Source organism: Amylibacter marinus, assembly GCF_030160015.1.
Lineage (GTDB): Bacteria > Pseudomonadota > Alphaproteobacteria > Rhodobacterales > Rhodobacteraceae > Amylibacter > Amylibacter marinus.
Genome location: NZ_BSNN01000009.1, coordinates 14,910 through 36,425, shown reverse-complemented (window position 1 = coordinate 36,425; position 21,516 = coordinate 14,910). Strand labels below are relative to the sequence as shown.

The following is a 21,516-nucleotide window of genomic DNA, read 5'->3' as shown; positions in this document are numbered from 1 at the left end:
ATTACGATGTTGATGTTATTGGCGCGCCTCTGTGTCAAATTGACCAAAGGCCTTGTTGAAGAAAACCAATGGCTCTTTCATGTGGTTTTCCTTGGTGGTGGTGACACGGTCTACCTTGGACACAAATATGCTATGATCTCCTCCATCATGCACAGCATGTGCGCTGCATTCAAAGCTGGCTAGGCAGTCCTGAATAACCGGTACGCCGTGGGTATTATACTCGGTCTTAAAATTATCAAAGGCATCGGCCCGTTTGGTGAAATCCATGCACCCCTGCATCTGATCCGCCGCCAGAATATGGATGGCGCAATGGGTGGCCTGTGCGAAAACCCCGAATCTGTTGCTGGATTTGGCCAAAGACCACAGCACCAGTGCAGGATCCAGCGACACCGAGGCAAAGCTGTTTACCGTAATGCCAATGGGGCCAGTGGCCCCGCGCGTGGTGATCACGCAAACGCCCGTGGCGAATTTTGCAAATGCATCGCGCAATTGGCGCGGGTCATCCGCATCGGGTGCAAAACTGGTCGGGGCGTGGTGGGTCATTAGGCTACCTCGTGTCCATTGGCGATTTCGTACAATTCGAACCATGTTTCGCGGTCCATATCCATGCGTGTGGCATCGGATAGCTTGGCGATGCGATCCAGATTATTGGTGCCCAGCACCGGCATGATTTTAGCGGGGTGTGCCAGCAACCATGCCACCGCCACCGCAGATGCATCGATGCCGTGATCGGCGCCGATACGCGCCAGATTATCCAAAAGGGTGGCGTTTTCAGGTGCGAATAGCGCCCCCCCTGCCAGTGCAGACCACGCCATGGGTGCGATGCCGCATTCCTGCATAAAGGCCAGATCGCCATTGGTCAGCGCGCTGTTTTCCAGCAGGCTTAGCTCTATTTGATTGGCAACCAGCGGTTGGTTCATGAAGGTCAGCAACAGCGAGCAATCATGGGGTTTGAAATTGGAAACGCCTGCGGATTTTATCTTGCCCGAGGTGATCAGATCATCCAGCGCCGCGCCTGTTTCTGCGGCATCCATCAGTGGATCAGGGCGGTGTAGCAACAGCATATCGATTTGGTCGATATTCATCACGCGCAGGGAATTTTCCACAGATGCGGTGATATGCGCGGCGGATGTATCGTAATATTTCACGCGGCGATTTGGGTATTTATCCGATGTCAGCATGATATCGCATTTGGTGATGATCTGCATGCTGTCGCGCAATTGCGGCGCCTGTTTCAGGGCGGCGCCTAGGATTTCTTCGCTGGCGTAATCGCCGTAAATATCGGCCTGATCGAATGTGGTGATCCCTTGTTCTAGGCAGGTCTCGATCTTGGCCTGAACGTGTTTCGCGCTGGTGTTTGTGTCATCCCCTAGGCGCCACATGCCATAGATGATGCGGCTCATGTCTAGGTTTTCGGTGATATTCAATTTTTGCATTACGTGCGCTTTCCATTGCCCAGGGGCGTATTTGGTGTGGTTGAGGGTACCCGCCCGTATTCATGGGGCAGAGAGCATGTTTTCATTTCGGGCAGGATCAGCTTGCCGACATAATCGCATTCTTCTAGGTGGGGATAGCCCGAGAAGATGAAGGCGCGCATGCCCATTTTTTTGTAATTTTCGATTTCTGATAGGATTTGATCTGCGGATCCAACCAATGCGGCACCACACCCAGAGCGCGCGCGGCCAACGCCTGTCCAGAGGTGGGGTTCAATGAACCCATCCATATCGGCCAAATCGCGGTTGCGGGCCTGACGCGATACGCCCAGCGATCCCGCGTCCAATGCGCGCTTGCGGATTTCTTCGCCTTTGTCGTCCTGTAGCTTGGACACCAATTCTTGGGCGTATTCGCGCGCCTCTTGTTCGGTATCGCGCACGATCATATGCACCCGCAGGCCGTAATCCAGCGTGCGGTTATATTCGCTGGCCTTGGCGGCCACTGTTTTCATGCGATCGGCCAGATCCTCTTTGGTTTCTGGCCACATCAGGTAAACATCACAATGTTCGGCGCATAGATCGATTGCATCGGGGGAATAGCCGCCGAAATACAACAGCGGCCCGCCGTTTTGTTGGAATGGTTTTACGGGATCGGTTTTGACGCCGCTGAAATTGTAAATCTGACCGTCGAAGTTGATTTCATCCTGTGTCCATGCTTGGCGCAGGATTTCCACCACCTCGCGCGAGCGTTGGTAGCGGTAGCTGCTGTCTTCTTTTTGACCGGGGAAATCAGAGCTGATGATATTCACCGTCAGGCGGCCCTGTAGCATGTGATCCAGCGTGGCCAAGGTGCGCGCCAGCATGATGGGCTGCATTTCGCCACAGCGCACCGCCGCCAGCATGTTGATCTTGTCGGTAATTGGCGCACCACCGGCCACAAATGACAGGGTATCTTGGCCCACCTGATAGGATGATGGGCACAGGATATTGCCAAATCCGTTTTCCTCGGCGCGTTTTAGGATGGCCGAGCAATGATCCCATGACGAGCGCAACGCGCCATCGGGCACGCCCAGATATTGATAGTCATCCGAACAGAGTGCCGAGAACCAAGAGACCTCGGCGGCGTCTAGGTCGGCGGATGTGATGGGAACGATGGTCATGGAAATTTCCTCTTGCTTGGGAATAGTTAATCAGGCATCAAATTATAAATCAATGGTGTATCAATTTTTTTGGGAGGGGAAATGCTGGCCGATGATTCCGCCCATGGGGCATTGCCTGCCTATGTGCAAATTTCCGAGATGATCGCCCGTGATATCGAGGCGGGGCATCTGTTGGTGGGCGATCGCCTGCCCCCAGAGCGCGCCATGGCCGCCGATATTGGCGTGGCCGTTGGCACCCTGCGCAAGGCGCTGGCGCTGTTGGTGACGCGCGGGTTAATCGAGCGGCGCCAAGGGTCGGGGAATTATATTCGCCATGTGGATGGCGCCGACAGCATCTATGCGTTTTTTCGCCTAGAACTAAAGGGTGGGGGGGGATTGCCCACCGCCCAGACCCTGTCTGTGGCGCATATGGACAAGCCCGATGACCTGCCGGCGTTTGGCACATCTACCCGCGCATTTCGGTTTCGCCGATTGCGTTTGCTGGGCAATATTCCCGCAGCACTAGAGGAGATTTGGCTGGATGGGGCCTGTGCGGATCGCATCGATACATCCGAGGTATCCGAAAGCCTCTATCATTTTTATAAATCCAAGCTGGGCCTGTGGATCGCGCGGGCCGAAGACAGCATATCCGCCGCGCCTGTTCCGGGATGGACGGTAGATCAATTTTCCCCCAAGGCCGGCGATGTGGTCGGATTCGTAGAGCGAATCGCTTGGGATCAACATGCAAACCCCGTGGAATATTCGCGCAATTGGTTCGATCCAGATGTGGCCGCCTATGTTTCGCGTCTTAAATAAGGATACCCTATGACACTTCACTACGGCATTATCGGATGTGGTATGATGGGCCAAGAGCACATCAAGAACATCCAGCTGCTAACCGATACCAAGGTTGCCGCGATATATGAGCCAGACCCAGAGATGCGGGCAATTGCCACTGGGCTGGCCCCAGATGCGGTGATGGTTGATGCGCTGGATGATTTGCTGGCGATTGCGGATTTGGATTGCTTGGTGATTGTTAGCCCCAATCATGTGCATGTGGATCAGCTGGAACAGATCAGCGCCAAATGTGATCTGCCGATATTGGTGGAAAAGCCGCTGTATACCGATGCGGGTGATGCGGCGCGGGTGCGCGCCATTGGCGAAAACCACGCCGCCCCGATTTGGGTGGCGATGGAATACCGCTATATGCCGCCGATTGCGGCGCTATTGGATCGTGTGGATGCCAGCACGGGCGGGGTAAAGATGCTGACCATTCGCGAACACCGCTTTGCGTTTTTGCCAAAAGTAGGCGATTGGAATCGCTTTAACGCGCAATCGGGTGGCACCTTGGTGGAAAAATGCTGTCACTTTTTTGATTTGATGCGCTTGGTTACGAAATCTGACCCCGTGCGGGTGATGGCCAGCGCGGGCCAAGAGGTGAACCATCTGGACGAGGTCTATGGTGGCGAAACATCTGACATCTGGGATTGTGGCTATGTGATTGTGGATTTTGCCAATGGCATGCGCGCCATGCTGGAATTATCTATGTTTGCCGAGGGCGCGGAATATCAAGAGCATGTCAGCGCCATTGGCCCAGAGGGCAAGATTGAATGTTTTGTGCCCGGGCCGGGGCGATTCTGGCCTGTGGAATTAGGTGCGGCACCGGTTTCGAAATTGGTGATCAGCCCGCGCAACCCCAAGGGCCCGCAGACCGAGATGATCCCCGTAGATGAAAAACTATTGGATGCAGGGGATCACAATGGATCGACCTTTTACCAGCACGAGGGTTTTCAGCGCGTGGTGTTGGGCCAACAAGAGCCAGAGGTGACATTGGCAGATGGCGCATGGGCCGTGGCCATTGGCCTAGCGGCGCAGGAATCCGCCACCACAGGACAGGCGGTTACGCTGTAGCCCCCTAGGGGGTGTCGATTTTTAAAATGTTATCCAGTGCCCGCATCAGGGCATCGGCATCCGCGCCCAAGGCTTTGCGTAGATCGGCCTGAAATGCTTCGGCGCGGGGCAGCAGCGCGGCCAGCAATGTCTGCCCTTTGGGGGTTAGGGTTAGGTGCAACAGGCGGCGATCATCCGCATTGGCGGTTTTGGTCACCAGCCCCTTGGCCACCAATTTGCTGGCGGCGCGGCTGGCCTTGGATTTTTCCATATCTATGCGCTGTTCTATATCACGCACTGATACGCCATCGGATTGCGCCAGATGTGCCAGAATGCGCCATTCTGGCGTGGAAATCCCGAATTCGGCGCGGTAGTGGCGGGCCAGATTATCCGACAACCGCTGGGCCACAACAGACAGGCGATAGGGCAGGAAGCTATCCAGATCAAAGGCGGGGGGCTTGGGCATAGTGCGTCCTTGGTTTTGGGGATTATGGCGCCTGATTGGTTGCAGATGCAACAAATTTCTTGACATCGTTGCAAATGCAATGAATATTATACCAACCCCAGAACCGGAGTAGATGATGAGCGAGTATCCCCTGCGCGATGGTATGCGCCGCGCCCCCAGCACCCCCGGCCCCCACGCAGGCTATATGCCCGGGTTTGGCAATGATTTTGAAACCGAGGCCCTAGACGGGGCATTGCCCCAGGGCATGAACAGCCCGCAAAAGTGCAATTATGGGCTATACGGCGAACAGCTGTCAGGCACCGCCTTTACGGCCCATATCCCAGAACGCACATGGTGTTACCGCATTCGCCCATCCGTAAAACATTCGGCCCGTTACAGCCGCATCGATTTGCCGCTGTGGCGATCCGCCCCTGATATCCACGCGGATGTAACCAGCCTAGGCCAGTACCGCTGGGATCCGATCGAGGCAGGGGCACAGGATCTAACGTGGCTAACGGGCATGCGCACCATGACCACCGCGGGGGATGTGAACACACAGGTCGGCATGGCCTCGCATGTGTATTTGGTGACCCAGAGCATGGTCGACGAGTATTTCTATTCTGCCGACAGCGAATTGCTGGTGGTGCCCCAACAGGGGCGCTTGCGGTTTTATACAGAGCTGGGCGTTCTGGATGTGGCCCCGCAGGAAATCGCGATTATCCCGCGCGGTTTGGTATATCGTGTCGAGGTTCTGGCGGGGCCTTGCCGCGGCTTTGTCTGCGAAAACTATGGCCAGAAATTCGAGCTGCCCGCCCGTGGCCCCATTGGTGCTAATGCCATGGCCAACCCGCGCGATTTCAAGGCCAGCGTGGCGGCATTCGAGGATCGCGAGGTGGCCTCTACCCTAACCATCAAGTGGTGTGGGCAATTCCACGAAACCAAGATCAACCAATCGCCGCTGGATGTGGTGGCGTGGCATGGCAACTATGCGCCCTATAAATACGATCTGCGCACCTATTGCCCGGTGGGGGCGATCCTGTTTGATCATCCTGATCCGTCGATTTTCACCGTGCTAAGCGCACCTTCTGGCCAAGAGGGCACGGCGAATATCGATTTTGTGTTGTTTCGCGATCGCTGGATGGTGGCCGAGGATACATTCCGCCCGCCGTGGTATCACAAGAACATCATGTCAGAATTGATGGGCAATATTTACGGGCAATATGATGCCAAGCCAAATGGCTTTGTGCCGGGGGGGATGTCTTTGCATAATATGATGTTGCCCCATGGGCCAGATCAGGTGGCCTTTGACAAGGCATCAAATGCGAATTTAGGGCCAGAGAAGCTGGAAAACACCATGTCGTTTATGTTCGAGACCCGCTTTCCGCAGCACCTAACGAAATTCGCGGCAGAAACCGCGCCCCTACAGGACGATTATATCGATTGTTGGGACAGTATAGAGAAGAAATTTGATGGCACAGCAGGGGTTAAATAATATGGCACAGCAATCTTGGGTCGCTTCGGCCAATGGCGATACGGATTTTCCGATTCAGAACCTACCTTACGGGGTCTTTGATGCGGGAAATGGCGCGCGCATGGGGGTGGCCATTGGCGATCAGATTTTGGATATCGCTGCGGTGGATCACGGGCAAGACCCGGCATTATTCGCCGCCCCATCGTGGAACGGCGTGATGGCGGCGGGGTCGGATGTGTGGGATGGCTTGCGGGCGCGGATTACCGAATTATTGTCCGATGCGGCGCAGCGCGATGCGGTATCCCCGCATTTGGTGCCACAGGCAGATGCGCAGATGTTGATGCCGATCGAGGTCAGCGAGTTTACCGATTTCTATGCGGGGCGTCATCACGCAGAAAACGTGGGCACCATGTTTCGTGGCCCTGAAAATGCTTTGCCGCCGAATTGGTTGTCTATGCCCATCGGTTATAATGGGCGGGCCTCATCTGTGGTGGTATCTGGCACCGATGTAACCCGCCCTTGGGGCCAGCTGAAGCCGCCGCATCAGGATTTGCCGCATTTTGGCAAATCGCGCCGCTTTGATCTGGAGCTAGAGATGGGGGCGATTGTGGGCCAGCCGTCTAGTGGCATGGTGTCGGTCGAGGATGCAGATCAGATGATCTTTGGCTATGTTTTGCTGAATGATTGGTCTGCGCGTGATATTCAGGCGTGGGAATACCAGCCCCTTGGCCCATTTCAGGCCAAGGCAACCGCCACCAGCATATCGCCGTGGATTGTGACGCGCGCGGCGCTAGAACCCTTTCGCACATCTACGCCAACCCGCAGCCGCGCATTGCTGGCGCATCTACACGAGCCGCGCCCGATGCTCTATGATATTGACCTAAGCGTGGGTCTAACCCCCGAGGGTCAGGGCGAGAGCGTGATTGCGCGCACCAATTACAAAGAGATGTATTATTCTGCTGCGCAACAGCTGTGCCATCACACCACATCGGGCTGTCCGATGCGGGTGGGGGATTTGCTGGGGTCGGGCACGATTTCTGGGCCACAGAAGGATCAGCGCGGATCGTTGTTGGAAATCTCTTGGGGTGGCAAAGAGCCGATCACATTGGATTGCGGCACCGAGCGAGCCTTTCTAGAAGATGGGGATCGCCTGACATTGCGCGGTGCGGCCATGGGGGATGGTTTCCGCGTGGGGTTTGGTGAATGCACGGGCAAAATTCTGCCCGCCACAGAGATTTAGGAGCGGCCCGCGCGCCCTGTGGCACGATTGTGGCGCAGGGTTTTACAGGCCCAGCTGTATGGTTTGGCCCTCTAGTTTGATGGGAAAGACCTGTGTTTGGCCCTGATCGGCGCCCTGTGCGGCGCCTGTTTCCAGCGAGATCACCCAGTTTGTAATGGGGCAGGATACGGTCTTGCCGTGCACGATGCCCTCGCTTAGGGGACCATCCTTGAAGGGGCATTTATCCTCTAGGGCATAGACCTCGTCTTGGGTGGTGCGGAAGATGGCGATGGTTTTGGGGCCGGCGATAACGCGGCGCGCGCCTTGGCGTGGGATATCGTTTAGCGCGCCGATGGTGACCCATTGGGTGTTTTGAATGTTCATTATTCTGCTGCCTCTCTGGGGGTTAGGTCGGCCATGGGGGTAAATTCGTGGGCCTCTGCGCCTTTCACGCGCTCTGCCCATGGGTCAACCTGTGCGAATTTTTGCGAATGGAGGAACCGTTCGTAATAGTCTTTGCGGGCCACTGGGTCGTCGTAGATCACGGATTTAATATGGTCATAGCCCAAGCGATCTGCCCATTTGTAGATGCGTTCTAGGTAGTAGCCGGTCTCGCGGTAATATTGGGTCATTGCGGCGCAATATTCCAAAACCTCTTCTTCGGTTTCTACATTGCCCAGCTTGGTTGTGCCTTGGATATGCAGGCCAGCCGCGCCGCCGTAGTGGATCTCGTAGCCGCTATCCACACAGATAATGCCGATATCTTTGCAGGTGCTTTCTGCGCAATTGCGCGGGCATCCCGAGACGGCCAATTTCAGCTTGGCAGGGGACCAAGACCCCCAGAGCAGTTTTTCCAATCTGACCCCTAGGCCTGTGGAATCTTGGGTGCCAAAGCGGCACCAATCGGTGCCAACGCATGTTTTCACCGTGCGCAGACCCTTGGCATAGGCGGCACCAGAAATCATGCCCGCCTTGTTCAGATCATCCCATACCGGGATCAGGTCATCCTTTTTCACGCCCAGCAGATCGATGCGCTGGCCGCCGGTGACCTTGACCGTGGGGATTTCGAATTTATCGGCCACATCGGCAATGGCGCGCAGCTCGTCTGGGGTGGTTAGGCCGCCAAACATGCGCGGCACCACGGAATAGGTGCCGTCTTTCTGGATGTTGGCGTGCACACGCTCGTTGATAAAACGGGATTGCTGATCGTCTTGGTATTCACCGGGCCAATCGGCCACCAGATAGTAATTTAGCGCGGGGCGGCATTTGGAACAACCCTCGGGGGTATTCCATTCCAATTCCTGCATCACGGCGGGGATGGATTTTAGGCCCTGGGATTTTATCAGGCGGCGCACCGTGCCGTGATCATGGGGGGTACAGCCACACATGCCCTCGACCTCGGGCAATTTAAATGCATCGCCCAGCGTAATGGCCATGACGTTTTCCACAAGGCCGGTACAAGAGCCACAGGAGGCGGAGGCCTTGGTATGGGCGCGCACATCGGCCAGCGAGGTTAGGCCCATGCTGGTAATTTTCGAGGTGATCATGCCCTTGGTGATACCGTTACAGCCACAGATTTCCGCATCATCTGACATGCCTGCAACCATGGCCAGCGGGTCAAGCTCGCCGCCGCCTTGGTAGGCCTGCCCAAAGATCAGGGTGTCGCGCATATCCGAGATATCTTCGCCTGATTTCAACATTTCGTTGTACCAGCCGCCATCCTCTACCGCGCCGTATAGAACCGCGCCGATCACTTTGTTGTCTTGGATAATCACCCGCTTGTAGGTGCCCATATTGGCATCGCGCAGCACGATATCCTCGCGATCATCGCCCTCGGCAAAATCCCCAACCGAATACAGATCACAGCCCGTGACCTTTAGCTTGGTTGGGGTTTCGCTGTGCTGGAATAGCGCATCGGTTGGCCCGCACAGGTGTTTGGCCGCCACGGCGGCCATTTGGTAGAGCGGGGCCACCAGACCATAGACCATGCCGCCGACCTCGGCGCATTCGCCGATGGAATAGATATTTGCATCGGATGTTTGCATGCCGTTGGTGGTCACGATCCCGCGGTTCACCTCTAGGCCTGTGTCCTTGGCCAGTGCGACATTGGGGCGGATGCCGACGGCCATGACCACGATATCACATTTGATCAATGTGCCATCTTCCAGCTCTACGCCGGTGACTTGGCCGTCCTCGCCGATAATTTGCTTGGTGTTGGATTTACAACGGATATCAATGCCGCGGCTTTCCAGCTCTTTTTCCAGCAGATAGCCCGCGGCGCTGTCCAGTTGGCGTTCCATCAGGGTGGGCATCAGGTGCAATACGGTAACATCCATGCCCAGCGTGTTTAGCCCCGCCGCCGCCTCTAGGCCCAATAGGCCGCCGCCAATCACCACCGCGTTGCCGCCCTGTTTGGCCGCGGCGGTCATGGCATCGGTATCATCCAGATCGCGGTAGGGTAACACACCGTCTAGATCATGGCCGGGGCAGGGGATGATAAACGGATCAGACCCGGTGGCGATCACCAGCTTGTCATAGGGGGCGGTGATGCCATTTTCTGATGTTACGGTTTTGGCGGTGCGGTCAATTTTGGCAACCTTGGCGCCCTTGTGTAGGGTGATGTTATGTTGCGCATACCATGCATCGTCGTGGATGATGATATCCTCGAATGATTTTTCGCCTGACAGCACGGGGGACAGCATGATGCGGTCATAGTTGACGCGCGGCTCTGCGTTAAAAATGGTGACATCGAATGCCGCGTGGTTTTCCTCGAAGAGGTGTTCCAGCATGCGCCCTGGGGCCATTCCATTGCCGATGATTACGAGACGTTGTTTAGCCATGGCTATCTACACCTTTGCCTGACCCAATTGTGGGTGTTGGATGATAAGGATGCAGCGTCGTTGCCACGTGGCGGGCGGATTACAGCGTTGTAACGGCCCTATTCGGTTCTAACTTTTCTTATTCAGCGCGGGGAGAGTCAAAAGCAAACTGAAATTTTTATTGAAAATGCGCGAAGAGATTACGGCTGCGGGCCGTGGTGGTGGATATTTGTGCGCGGTGCCTAATTCCTGTGCAGGAATATTTTACATGCTCAATTTAGAATGATTCTAAATTGCTGGACATTCGCCCCTGATTTGCTATGATGGACCCTAGGCAGCCAGCAGCATTGCCAGCCACCTGTTTCATCAATTTAGGACATATACCATGGCACAGACAGCACCCGCATTCGCTAATTCTTCTATTCATGACGCCCTGAATCAAACCGTGGCGGAAACAACCGTTGCCACTATGCTGGCGCAAAATTTCCACTGGAATGTTACGGGCATGGCCTTTGGGCCGTTACATGACCTGTTCCAGAAAATTTACGAAGATCATTTTGTGGCGCAGGATGATCTGGCCGAGCGCATTCGCGCGCTGGGGGGCTATGCCGAGGGCACATTGGCGGGCATGATCAAGCGCGCCACCATCCCCGAACAATCAGGCCCCGCTAGGGATGTAGAGATGGTGCAAATGATGCTGGATGCACAGGAGGTTTTGGTAGAAACCCTGCGCGCCACGGGGCAGATCGCGGCGGATGCCGGCGATACATTGACCGAGGATTTATGCATTGCGCGCGGGCAGGTGCATCAGAAATTCGCATGGTTCCTGCGCGCGCATCTGGGCTAGTTTGACCACAGCCGTGTTGTTGGGTGAAATTGTGACCAAGCGAACCAGAACGCTTGGTGGCTGCCTAAATCATGACCGTCTGTATCGATGGCGCGGATCCCGCCCGCATCAAGGGCAAGGCGGATGTTTTCAAAGCCCACCTCTTGGCCCGCCTGTAATGCCACCAGCGCCTTGGTGCGTTGAAACGCCACCGGTGTTCCAGATTTGGCGACCACGCCGATGATATCCTCGTGTACACCAAGGCGCGGATCTACATCCCCCACGGGGAAAATCGGGCCATCGGCATCGCGCGTATTCCTAAAGTCAGGATCACGCCCCAGTGCCAGATATTCGGCCAGAACGGTGGTTTCTGGGTGGGCGGATTTCCAATCACCCCATGTGGTGGTGACCACACTGGCCTGCGGCAGTGTAATGCCCTTGTTTGCCAGCGGGCCGGTTACCGCCGTGCCTTTGAATGTATCGAATACGGAATAGGTGTTTAGGTCATACATCACCTTGTTGGATCGGATTAACAGGCCCGATGTGCGCAACACAGGCCGCTTGACCCCTGCGGGCATTTGATCGGTGAAATAGGCCTGAGCGGATCCACATAGGGTGCAATATGGAATGCCTAGGTCGCGCCCGCCAAGGGTGTCATTGACCATTTCGCGCACCTCCATGATTTGGCGGGGATAGGCGCGGAATGCGCCGTTTACCTCTATGCCGAACACGATATCATCCTCGTCTAGCCACGTGGCCTGATCGGCGCTGGTGGTGGCGGGGTCGTCGGCGGCGGGGATGCAATTACAGGGCTCGTCCGTGGTGCCAAAGGCGCGATCATCGATCAACACGCCCCCCCAGGACACATGGCGCCAGTCCACATCACCCTTGGTGAATATTTTCTGCCAGCTGGGCACCACGGTGGTGTAGATTTCGCGCTTGGTCTTTAGGTAATTTGGCGGGGCGGGGATATCCCATGCGATCAGATGATCCGTAACCTGACCCCAGCTGTTGCCGGGGGCAATATCCACACCCAGCAGCACAGAGGCGGTTTCGGTTAGGGCGGCGTTTAGCTGATAGCTGGAAACAAAGCGCAACAGATCGCTGATCACCCAAACCACGCGCGCATCTTTTGATGTGGCGATGGTTTGTAGGGCGGCGTCTTGATCGGGGCCCCATTGGCCCTGTTTCATGCTGTCTACAAATGCGGTGGTTATGGCGCGGCGCACCGCGCGGGGCAGCGCGCCTGTGGGCACGGCGGGGGGGGTGCCGAACTGGGCGATGGCCACGTCTGAAATATCGGGCGTGGTGGTCTGGGCGCCAAGGGGGGCGGTGATCAGCGTGGCAGATAGGAGGGCGGCGCTGATCCAGCGCATTTGTTGGGTTAGGGCAGGGGGCATGGCGGGCCTTTCGGGGCTAGGAGAGCGTTTTGGCTATCCTAACCGAGCAATGGCCTGTTGTGGGTAACGATCTGGTTAGGGGTTTGTGAGGTGCGCGGGGGTTAATCTGGCACGCGCATAAAGGTATCAAAGAACTCTGAAACCTTGGCATGGGCGGTGATTGGCAGGATCGATGCGATATGCTGATCCGGCCTGACAATCACAACACAGCCCGCATCGCGATCTATACCGCGCAGATCATAGAGATCGTTGTCCTCTTGGGTTTGGAAAACCTTTTCGTAATCCCGCAGGGCGTATTTACCCTTTGCTGGCCATAGGTAATCCGGCAGGTCGTGCATGGATAGATCCTGTTGTTGGAATACGGCATAGGTATCGATTAGCGAGTCTATATCGCCGCCCTTGGGGGTGTATTTCAGCACCGGTGACGCGGTGGAATTGGCCAAGTAATCGACAAACCTATTGGCGCTAGATGCGGCATTGGTGGGGTTTTCTGTACCGCCAAACAAGAAGATGCGCCAGCGGCCATCGGCCTTTACCAGATGGCCTAGGTGTTGGCTTCGGCCATCTGCCACGCGCGTTGCAATTGCCGAATGGAACCGCTGGCCGATTTTGAATCCAGTGGCCAATTCTTGGTTTTCCTGCCCGGTGCAGATGTAGGAGGGGGCATATTCGATAGAGGTGCCGCTGACGAATCCGCTTTGGCGTTTCATGAAGGCCTCGATTTCTGCGGTATCGATGCGCGCCTTTTCGGATGCATCGCCGGCTGTTGGTCGGGTGGCGACCAATTTCGAGAGCTCTTTGTCCGCGTTGATCAGCTGTTGGGCCACCTTGCGCCGCTCTGTGCTGTAGGTTGCCAGAAGTTTTGGATGCGCCTTGCCCTGTAGGACGGCGGCCATTTTCCAGCCTAGGTTAAAGGTATCTGGCAGGGAGGTGTTCAGGCCCCAGCCGCCCTTGGGGCTGTGGGTGTGGCAGGCATCGCCGGATACGAAGGCGCGCGGGATTATGGTATCTGGGCTGTTCAGCGGGCGGTTATCAAAGCGATCTGCGATCCGCTGGCCCACCGAATAGATAGACCACCATGCGACCTCTTTTACATCTAATGTATAGGGGTGGAATATTTTCTGGGCCTTGGCGATCAGGTCCTGTTCGCTCAGGTTGATATCTGTGGCGCGCTTGCCTTTGGCCAGTGCATCTAATTCAATATAGAAACGGCAGAGGTAGCCGCCCTCGCGCGGGATGGTCATGACCGCCCCATGATCCTGAGATTGGATAAAGCTTTTGACGCGGATATCTGGGAAATCTGTGGTCAGCAGGATGTCCATCACCCCCCATGCCTTATCCGCGCTATCGCCCTGTAGGGTGATGCCTAGGCTTTTGCGCAGGCGGCTTCTGCCGCCATCGCTGCCAACGACGAAGCGGGCCTTGACGGTTTCGCGTTTTTGCGCGCCTGCCTGATCTGTGCGTTGAAAGGTGGCGGTTATTGGATGGGCCTTCAGGTCTTGGGTTTGGGTGTCGTCAATTTCTACATCCAACAGTTCACGGCTGTAGTGGGGGTGCAGATTGGTGATTGAATTTGCCATGCCATCAATCAGCAATTCGTGCAGGCGGGCTTGGTTTACGATACCGTGGGTGAATTCAGACAGACCGCCGCGGGCATCTTTGATTTTTTCGGTGCGTTTGATGTTTTGCGGGTTTTGGGGGTCTGGCTCCCAGAATGTGTTTTGCTTTAGCTGATAGGTTTCCTTGACCACCATTTCGCTGCTGTTAAAGGCCTCCATGATTTCGATGGTGCGGCATGAAATCCCATCGGCGCGCCCAAACAGCAACGGGCCGGGCGCCATATCGACGATACAGGTTTTTATATCAGCGAATTCGGACATTTGGCGTGCCATGGTTAATCCGGCGGGGCCGGTGCCGATAATCAGCACATCCACTTCGCGGGGCAGATCCAGAATTGGGGGATTGGGGTAGGGTTTTCTAGCCTCATCCGGGACCTGATAATTGCCAGGTTTGAAACCATTTAGATGGAATTGCATATTTGCCCTCTCTGGGTGATGGGTCTGTGCTTGTGCGGTGCCTTTAATTGCTATGTTAACTATTAATACAGGATGGGCGTTTCTACAAGGGGCCAATACAGGATTTACGTCCCATCTAGCGGGTAAACAGGGTGCATGGGGCTATGCAAAATTAGCATTGGCGCAATTTCGCGGGCTGGGCGAGTGTATTGGTTAATATTAACCTAGGAGAATCCCATGATGAAATTCAAAGACTGCGTCGCAGGTCTTGCATTGGTTGCCGCCCTTGCTAGCCCGACATTTGCAGAGATATCCGTTAAAGTAGCCTATGATGCCGATCCCGTATCGCTTGACCCATACGAGCAATTGTCTGGCGGAACATTACAGCTAAATCACATGGTGTTTGACCCTCTGGTACGTTGGACGCAAGATTTGGAATTCGAAAGCCGCCTTGCGGAAAGCTGGGAACAGATCGACCCGACGACCATGCGCTTTAAGCTGCGCAAGGGTGTCACCTTTCATTCGGGCAATGCCTTTACGGCCAAGGATATGGACTGGACATTTGACCGTGTGAAAGAAAGCCCAGATTTCAAGGGCATCTTTGCGCCCTTCACAGATATCGAGGTTGTTGATGATTATACCATTGATCTAAAAACATCCGAGCCATTTCCGCTGGTGTTGCACACGGCCACCTATCTATTTGCCATGGACAGCGCATTTTACAGCGGCCAAACCGCGGATGGCAAAGACAAAGCCGAGATCGTAAAGCACGGCGACAGTTTTGCCTCGCGCAATATTTCTGGCACAGGCCCCTTTGTGGTGAGTGAGCGCGAACAGGGCGTAAAGGTGGTGTTCGACCGCTTTGATGGCTACTGGGATAGCGCATCCAAGGGCAACGTAGACGAGATTATTCTAACCCCGATCAAAGAAGACCCAACGCGCGTGGCGGCCCTATTGTCTGGGGATGTGGATTTCATCGCACCGGTTCCGCCAACGGATTTGGCCCGCGTAGAAAAGGCCGAAGGCGTGAACCTGATCACCATGCCCGGCACACGCATCATCACATTCCAGATGAACCAAGACCGCGTAGAGGCCTTTAAGGATCCCAAGGTGCGTCAGGCGATTGATTACGCCGTAAACAACACCGGCATCGTAGATCGCATTATGCGCGGGTTTGGCACCGTGGGTGCACAGGCATCGCCTGCGGGTTATTTGGGGTATATCTCTGATCTTGAGCCACGCTATGACGTAGAAAAGGCCAAGGCCCTGATGGCCGAGGCTGGCTATGCGGATGGGTTCTCTATCTCTATGATGGCACCCAACAATCGCTATGTGAATGATGACAAGATCGCGCAGGCGGTTGCCTCTATGCTATCCAAAATCGGTATCACAGTTGATCTGCAAACCCTGCCCAAGGCACAATATTGGCCAGAGTTCGACGCGCGCGCCGCGGATATGATGATGATTGGCTGGCATGCGGATACCGAAGATTCTGCAAATTTCCACCAGTTCTTGTCTGCCTGTGCGGATAAAACATCTGGCAACGGTCAATATAATGCGGGCAACTATTGTAACCCAGAGGCAGACAAGCTGATGGATATGGCAAATGCCGAGACCGATATTGCCAAACGCAGAGAGCACCTGCAACGCCTAGAGCAAATCTTGTATGATGAGGCGGCTTATATTCCGCTGCATTGGCAGAACCTTGCTTGGGGTGCCAAAGAGGGCATGAACGCTGGCGATATCGTTAATGCGCTAAATTTCCCCTACTTTGGTGACCTAACGGTAGCAAAGTAAGACCCGATTTTAACAGATCCAAGGGCGGGTGCGCGACTGGGCGCGCCCGCTGTTTTTCTCTATACTTGATTATAAGAACTTCACAAACGGAGCAGAAATGTTTGCTTATCTTGTAAAACGCGTGTTTCAGGCCATTGCCGTTATGTTGGCTATTTCCTTGATCGCCTTTGCGATCCAGGGCAATCTGGGCGATCCTTTGCGTGAATTGGTGGGGCAATCTGTCTCTGAAGAGGTGCGCCAGAAATTGCGCGACGATCTTGGGCTAAATGACCCATTTGCGGTTCAGTATCTGCGCTTTCTGGGCAATGCGCTACAGGGTGATCTGGGCACATCCTATTTCTTTAAAGAGCCCGCTTTGGATGTGATTTTAAAGAAGCTGCCCGCGACGCTGGAATTGGTCTTTGGGGCCACGGTTATTATCATTGGGCTGTCGATCCCGCTGGGTGTTTTCACCGCGATCTGGCCCAATTCTATTCTGACGCGCATTATTCTATCGCTGTCGATTGTTGGCCTGTCTATTCCGGTGTTCCTGACGGCGATTTTGATGATCTTTTTCTTCTCGGTTGAACTGGGCTGGATGCCTTCATTTGGGCGGGGCGAGATTGTGCATGTCTTTGGGTATTGGGAAACCAATTTTGCCACCAAGGACGGCTGGGCGCATATTATCATGCCCTCGATTGCATTGTCGTCGATCATGTTGCCGATGTTCATCCGCCTAATCCGCGCAGAGATGATTGATGTCTTACAAAGCGAATACATCCGTTACGCACAGGCCAAGGGCATTGCCCCCTGGCGCATATATTTCGTGCATGCGCTGAAAAACACACTGTTGCCGGTGATCACCGTGGGGGGCGTGCAGATTGGCACAATGGTGGCATATACCATCCTAACCGAGACCGTTTTCAGCTGGCCGGGGATGGGGGCTATGTTCCTAGAGGCGGTTAACCGCGTGGATACCCCCCTGATCGTGGCCTATCTGATTGTGGTTGGGTTTATCTTTGTGCTGACCAATACGATTGTGGATTTGATCTATGGGTTGGTGAATCCAACGATCAATCTGGCGAGGATGGGCGCATGAGCAATTCTACCTTTGATACGGGCACGCCACCCCTTGCCACCCCGTCGCGCCTTTCGCTGATGTGGAACAGCAATATCGGCTATTCTTTTCGCCGGAATCCGGTGGCGATTATATCTATGGTGGTGTTCTGGCTGATCACATTGGCGGCATTCTTTGCGCCGGTGCTGGCGCCCTATAATCCCTATGACCCATCCCAGATTGATATTCTAAACAGCGAATACCCCCCGGTGTGGATTGATGGATCTTTGCCGGAATTCAGCCTTGGCACCGATGATCAGGGGCGTGATCTCTTGTCCACCATTTTATACGGCACACGCCTGTCGATAATCATCGGGCTATGTGCGGTGGCGCTGCAGGCATTTCTGGGGATATCGATCGGCTTGATCTCGGGCTATGTTGGCGGGCGCACCGATAGCCTGTTGATGCGGCTGGCGGACATCCAGCTGTCGTTTTCTACGCTGATGGTTGCCATTATCTTTCTGGCCATTACGCAGGCGCTGTTTGGATCAGAGGTTTTTAGCCGCTATGCGGTTTTGTTTCTGGTGGGGGTTATTGGCGTGGCGGAATGGCCGCAATATGCCCGCACGGTGCGCGCCACGGTTCTGGCGGAAAAGAAGAAGGAATATGTGGATGCGGCCCGTGTCATGGGCTTTGGGCCGATGCGGATTATGGTGCGCCATATCCTGCCAAATTCGCTATCTCCGATTTTTGTGATATCGACGGTACAGGTGGCCAATGCGATTATATCCGAGGCCTCTCTTAGCTTTCTTGGGCTGGGCATGCCGCCCAATCAGCCCTCGCTTGGCTCGCTGATTTCCTCTGGGTTTGATTATATCTTCTCGGGCAGCTGGTGGATCACGGCGATCCCGGGCTTGGTACTGGTGGTGCTGGTGCTGGTTATTAATTTACTAGGTGACTGGATGCGCGATGTCCTGAACCCCAAACTCTACAAAGGGTAATCCATGTCTTTGTTATCTGTACGTGACCTAACGGTTAAATTTGCCAGCCGTGATGGGGCTATGGCGGCCCTAAATGGGATATCCTTTGATCTGGCCCGCGGCGAGCGCCTTGGCATTGTGGGGGAATCTGGCGCGGGCAAATCCATCACCGGATTTGCGCTGATGAACCTGCTGTCCAAGCCCGGCTTTATTGATGGTGGCGAGATTTTATTCGAGGGCGAAGATGTGACGCAGATGTCGCCCAAGCAGGTGCGCGATATGCGCGGAAATCGTATGGCGATGATCTTTCAGGATCCTATGGTTACGCTGAACCCTGTCTTGACCATTGGCCAGCAGATGGTGGAAACCCTGCGCGCACACCGCAACCTATCCTTTGAAGAGGCGCGCCAGATTGCCTTGGTGAAGCTGAAAGAGGTCTATATCCCCTCGCCAGACGAGCGCCTAGACCAATACCCGCATGAATTGTCCGGCGGGATGCGCCAGCGTATTATCATCGCCATGGCGCTATTGCTGGATCCCAAACTGATCATCGCAGACGAGCCAACCACCGCATTGGATGTGACCATTCAGGCCGATATCATGGAGCTGTTGCTGGAAATGTGCCAATCTAACCAAGTGGGCCTGATCCTGATCACCCATGATCTGGGTGTGGTTTCTCAGGTAACAGAACGCACCATGGTGATGTATGCGGGGCGCATTATCGAGACAGGCGCCACGCGTTCTATTATCAATGATCCCCAGCACCCCTATACGCAGGGGCTGATCAATGCCTTGCCACAACAGACCCCCCCCGGACAGCGGCTAAAACAAATCCCAGGGGCCATGCCGACCCTATCCGCCATGCCCACGGGCTGTCCATTTCACACGCGCTGTGCTCATGTAACGGATGAATGCAAACGCACCGCCCCAGAGGTTAGCCAATTTGGCGATACCGCAGTGGCCTGCCACGAGGTGCACCGCCTGCAAAGAGATCTGCCAAAGGAGGTGGCGCAATGAGCTGGGATTTAGAGACAGGCCCGCTGCTTAGGGTTCGCGGCCTTGAGAAACGTTTTGATCTTGATGAGGGTCTGCTAGAGAGCCTGAAATTTTCGGGTGGAAAAATCACGCGCCAAACCCGCGCGGTGCATGCGGTGAACAACATCACCTTTGATGTGAACAAGGGTGATGCCGTCTGTGTGGTTGGCGAAAGCGGATGCGGCAAATCGACGGTGGCGCGCATGGTGGCGGGGCTGATTTCCCCCAGCAACGGCGAAATTCATTATGGTGGCGCACGCATAGATGGGCTGCGCGGCAAGGATCTGTTGCCCCTGCGCAAGAAGATCCAGATGATATTCCAAAACCCCTATGCATCGCTGAACCCGCGCATGACCATCGGACAGACCCTGGCCGAGCCGCTGCGCTATCATAACCCCGGCAAGTCAAAGGGCGAGCTACAGGACAAGGCCATTGCCGTGATGAAATCTGTGGGCATCGATCCTGCGTGGTCGGCGCGCTATGCGCACGAGCTGTCTGGTGGGCAACGCCAGCGCATCGCCATAGCGCGCGCCCTTACGGTGGATCCTGAATTTATCGTGGCCGACGAGCCGATATCAGCACTGGATGTTTCTATTCAGGCACAGGTCTTGAACCTGATGCTAGAGATGCAAGAGGCCCATGGGCTGACCTATCTGTTCATCACCCATGATCTAAGCGTGGTCGAGCATTTTGGCACCAAGGTGATCGTGCTGTATCTGGGATCAATCTGCGAGGTGGCGGATACGCGCACCCTGTTTTCTAACCCCAAGCACCCCTATACCAAGGCGCTGTTGTCTGCGGTGCCCCAGCTAAAAGATGACCGCCCAAATCACATCCGCCTAAAGGGCGAAATACCCACCCCGATCAACCTGCCGGCGGGTTGTCCTTTTGCCTCGCGCTGTCCCTTGGCGGACAACAGATGCGCCGCGGAAAAACCAATGCCGCTACAGAAAGACGACGGATCAATCGTGGCTTGCCATGCGGTCGAGGAAAAGCGAATAGATGCGCTGGATTGGGTGTAGGGCAACGTTTTGGAAATCAACTGGCTCAAGGATTTTATTGCTCTGGCATCAACCCAGAATTTTTCACGTGCGGCAGAGAACCGCTATGTTAGCCAACCTGCCTTTTCTCGCCGCATTCGCGCACTGGAAACCTATGTTGGTGCGCGGTTGATCAATCGCGATACACTGCCCCTAAGCCTTACACCTGCGGGGGCGCTGTTCCTTGAACATTCCAAATCTATGCTGGCCTCCCTAGAAGAAACGCTAGAGCAATGCCGTGTGATCGAGGTAGAGGATGAAAACATCCTGCGCATTGCCGCCAGCCAATCCCTGTATACCACCTATCACAGCACCCTGATCGAGCCCTTTGTAGAGCGCGGCATGTTGAGCGTAGAGCTGGACTCCGTCTCTTGGCCCGCGGGGAAATTCGTCAGCAAAATGCAACAAAACAGCTGTGATTTGATGCTGTGTTATTGGCATCCCTCGATGGGGTTTCTGTCCTCTATTTCCAAGGGCCAATTCGAATATGTAACGGTTGCACAGGATGTATTGATCCCCGTTTCCAAAACCAATCAATTGGGCGCGCCGACGTTTAAATTGCCCAATGCAGACAAATCGCGGGTGCCGCTTATTTCCTATGGATCTGCCTCTGTTTTGCGCCCAGTGGTCGACGAGATTTTGGCCGTGCACAGCGGCACATCCTCGACCCTATTGGTCAGCCAGAACGCGCTGTCAAATTCAGTCATGGCCCTGATCCAAGAGGGATTTGGGATGGGGTGGCTACCGCAGAAGGTTTGCGAAGGTGGGCTGAATGATAAATCCCTTGCACAGGCGGGGGGGGATGATTTCACAGTACCCTTAGAAATCCGCCTCTATCGTTCACGGCAAAACCAAAAGCCGAAATTGAATATCCTCTGGGAAGAGGTTCTGGCAACGATGGGGTCGGGGTGAAAATACGCCCCAAGGATGTGACAACACCCATGATGCAACCCTAGGATATATTTAAGGGT

The 21,516-nt window shown here is 55.1% G+C and carries 20 protein-coding genes; 12 read left to right on the top strand and 8 right to left on the bottom strand.

Annotated elements, in window-relative coordinates:
- Positions 1-15: 15 nt before the first annotated feature.
- From QQL62_RS13240 to QQL62_RS13230, 3 genes are read right to left on the bottom strand one after another with little or no spacing between them, the layout of a single operon-like run.
- A complete protein-coding gene (locus QQL62_RS13240) occupies positions 16-543 on the bottom strand; it encodes a flavin reductase family protein (RefSeq protein WP_284380160.1) in 528 nt (175 codons plus the stop codon).
- Positions 543-1,436 (bottom strand): aldo/keto reductase, encoded by an 894-nt coding sequence (locus tag QQL62_RS13235; RefSeq protein WP_284380158.1) that lies wholly within the window; start codon positions 1,434-1,436, stop codon positions 543-545. Before QQL62_RS13235 ends, QQL62_RS13240 begins: the two co-directional genes overlap by 1 nt.
- Positions 1,436-2,593, bottom strand: coding sequence for an LLM class flavin-dependent oxidoreductase (locus tag QQL62_RS13230; RefSeq protein ID WP_284380155.1), 1,158 nt, complete (start codon positions 2,591-2,593; stop codon positions 1,436-1,438). Before QQL62_RS13230 ends, QQL62_RS13235 begins: the two co-directional genes overlap by 1 nt.
- A gap of 81 nt (positions 2,594-2,674) precedes the next feature.
- Here QQL62_RS13230 and QQL62_RS13225 point away from each other — a divergent pair, with 81 nt between their 5' ends.
- Positions 2,675-3,388, top strand: a complete 714-nt coding sequence (locus QQL62_RS13225) for a GntR family transcriptional regulator (protein ID WP_284380154.1) — start codon at positions 2,675-2,677, stop codon at positions 3,386-3,388.
- 9 nt (positions 3,389-3,397) lie between these two features.
- Positions 3,398-4,483, top strand: a complete 1,086-nt coding sequence (locus QQL62_RS13220; RefSeq protein ID WP_284380152.1) for a Gfo/Idh/MocA family protein — start codon at positions 3,398-3,400, stop codon at positions 4,481-4,483.
- A 4-nt stretch (positions 4,484-4,487) separates the two neighbouring features.
- On the opposite strand, the gene QQL62_RS13215 is transcribed toward QQL62_RS13220, so the two are convergent.
- On the bottom strand, positions 4,488-4,928 hold the full coding sequence (locus QQL62_RS13215) for a MarR family winged helix-turn-helix transcriptional regulator (protein ID WP_284380149.1): 441 nt from the start codon (positions 4,926-4,928) through the stop codon (positions 4,488-4,490).
- 115 nt (positions 4,929-5,043) lie between these two features.
- Between QQL62_RS13215 and hmgA the strand changes: the two genes are divergently transcribed.
- A complete protein-coding gene (hmgA, locus tag QQL62_RS13210) occupies positions 5,044-6,399 on the top strand; it encodes a homogentisate 1,2-dioxygenase (RefSeq protein ID WP_284380148.1) in 1,356 nt (451 codons plus the stop codon).
- A gap of 1 nt (position 6,400) precedes the next feature.
- Positions 6,401-7,618: a fumarylacetoacetase gene (gene fahA, locus QQL62_RS13205; RefSeq protein WP_284380146.1), complete on the top strand. Its 1,218-nt coding sequence runs from the start codon at positions 6,401-6,403 to the stop codon at positions 7,616-7,618.
- Positions 7,619-7,660: 42 nt separating this feature from the next.
- Here fahA and nirD read toward each other — a convergent pair whose 3' ends face one another.
- On the bottom strand, positions 7,661-7,981 hold the full coding sequence (nirD, locus tag QQL62_RS13200) for a nitrite reductase small subunit NirD (RefSeq protein WP_284380143.1): 321 nt from the start codon (positions 7,979-7,981) through the stop codon (positions 7,661-7,663).
- Positions 7,981-10,437 (bottom strand): nitrite reductase large subunit NirB, encoded by a 2,457-nt coding sequence (gene nirB, locus QQL62_RS13195; RefSeq protein ID WP_284380140.1) that lies wholly within the window; start codon positions 10,435-10,437, stop codon positions 7,981-7,983. The genes nirD and nirB overlap by 1 nt, the downstream gene beginning before the upstream one ends.
- Positions 10,438-10,801: 364 nt before the next feature.
- On the opposite strand from nirB, the gene QQL62_RS13190 reads away from it, so the two are divergent.
- Complete coding sequence (locus QQL62_RS13190) at positions 10,802-11,263, top strand: Dps family protein (RefSeq protein ID WP_284380138.1); 462 nt, start codon at positions 10,802-10,804, stop codon at positions 11,261-11,263.
- On the opposite strand, the gene QQL62_RS13185 is transcribed toward QQL62_RS13190, so the two are convergent.
- Positions 11,260-12,642 (bottom strand): DUF3179 domain-containing (seleno)protein, encoded by a 1,383-nt coding sequence (locus QQL62_RS13185; RefSeq protein ID WP_284380135.1) that lies wholly within the window; start codon positions 12,640-12,642, stop codon positions 11,260-11,262. The two genes, QQL62_RS13190 and QQL62_RS13185, sit on opposite strands and share 4 nt — an antisense overlap.
- A gap of 101 nt (positions 12,643-12,743) precedes the next feature.
- Positions 12,744-14,678, bottom strand: a complete 1,935-nt coding sequence (locus QQL62_RS13180) for an FAD-dependent monooxygenase (RefSeq protein ID WP_284380132.1) — start codon at positions 14,676-14,678, stop codon at positions 12,744-12,746.
- Between the two features lie 52 nt (positions 14,679-14,730).
- On the opposite strand from QQL62_RS13180, the gene QQL62_RS13175 reads away from it, so the two are divergent.
- The 7 genes from QQL62_RS13175 to QQL62_RS13145 all read left to right on the top strand — a co-directional run bounded on the left by QQL62_RS13175 (position 14,731) and on the right by QQL62_RS13145 (position 21,457).
- A complete protein-coding gene (locus QQL62_RS13175; protein WP_284380129.1) occupies positions 14,731-14,874 on the top strand; it encodes a hypothetical protein in 144 nt (47 codons plus the stop codon).
- A 20-nt stretch (positions 14,875-14,894) separates the two neighbouring features.
- Positions 14,895-16,454 (top strand): ABC transporter substrate-binding protein, encoded by a 1,560-nt coding sequence (locus tag QQL62_RS13170; RefSeq protein ID WP_431355784.1) that lies wholly within the window; start codon positions 14,895-14,897, stop codon positions 16,452-16,454.
- A gap of 97 nt (positions 16,455-16,551) precedes the next feature.
- Complete coding sequence (locus QQL62_RS13165) at positions 16,552-17,532, top strand: ABC transporter permease (protein WP_284380127.1); 981 nt, start codon at positions 16,552-16,554, stop codon at positions 17,530-17,532.
- A 59-nt stretch (positions 17,533-17,591) separates the two neighbouring features.
- Complete coding sequence (locus QQL62_RS13160) at positions 17,592-18,491, top strand: ABC transporter permease (protein WP_431355785.1); 900 nt, start codon at positions 17,592-17,594, stop codon at positions 18,489-18,491.
- 3 nt (positions 18,492-18,494) lie between these two features.
- Positions 18,495-19,487 carry an ABC transporter ATP-binding protein gene (locus QQL62_RS13155; protein ID WP_284380122.1) on the top strand — a complete coding sequence of 331 codons (993 nt, stop codon included), beginning with the start codon at positions 18,495-18,497 and terminating at the stop codon, positions 19,485-19,487.
- The gene (locus QQL62_RS13150) at positions 19,484-20,527 is read left to right on the top strand and encodes an ABC transporter ATP-binding protein (protein ID WP_284380118.1); all 1,044 of its coding nucleotides are present in this window, start codon (positions 19,484-19,486) and stop codon (positions 20,525-20,527) included. The genes QQL62_RS13155 and QQL62_RS13150 overlap by 4 nt, the downstream gene beginning before the upstream one ends.
- 9 nt (positions 20,528-20,536) lie before the next feature.
- Positions 20,537-21,457 (top strand): LysR family transcriptional regulator, encoded by a 921-nt coding sequence (locus tag QQL62_RS13145; protein WP_284380116.1) that lies wholly within the window; start codon positions 20,537-20,539, stop codon positions 21,455-21,457.
- Positions 21,458-21,516: the final 59 nt, after the last annotated feature.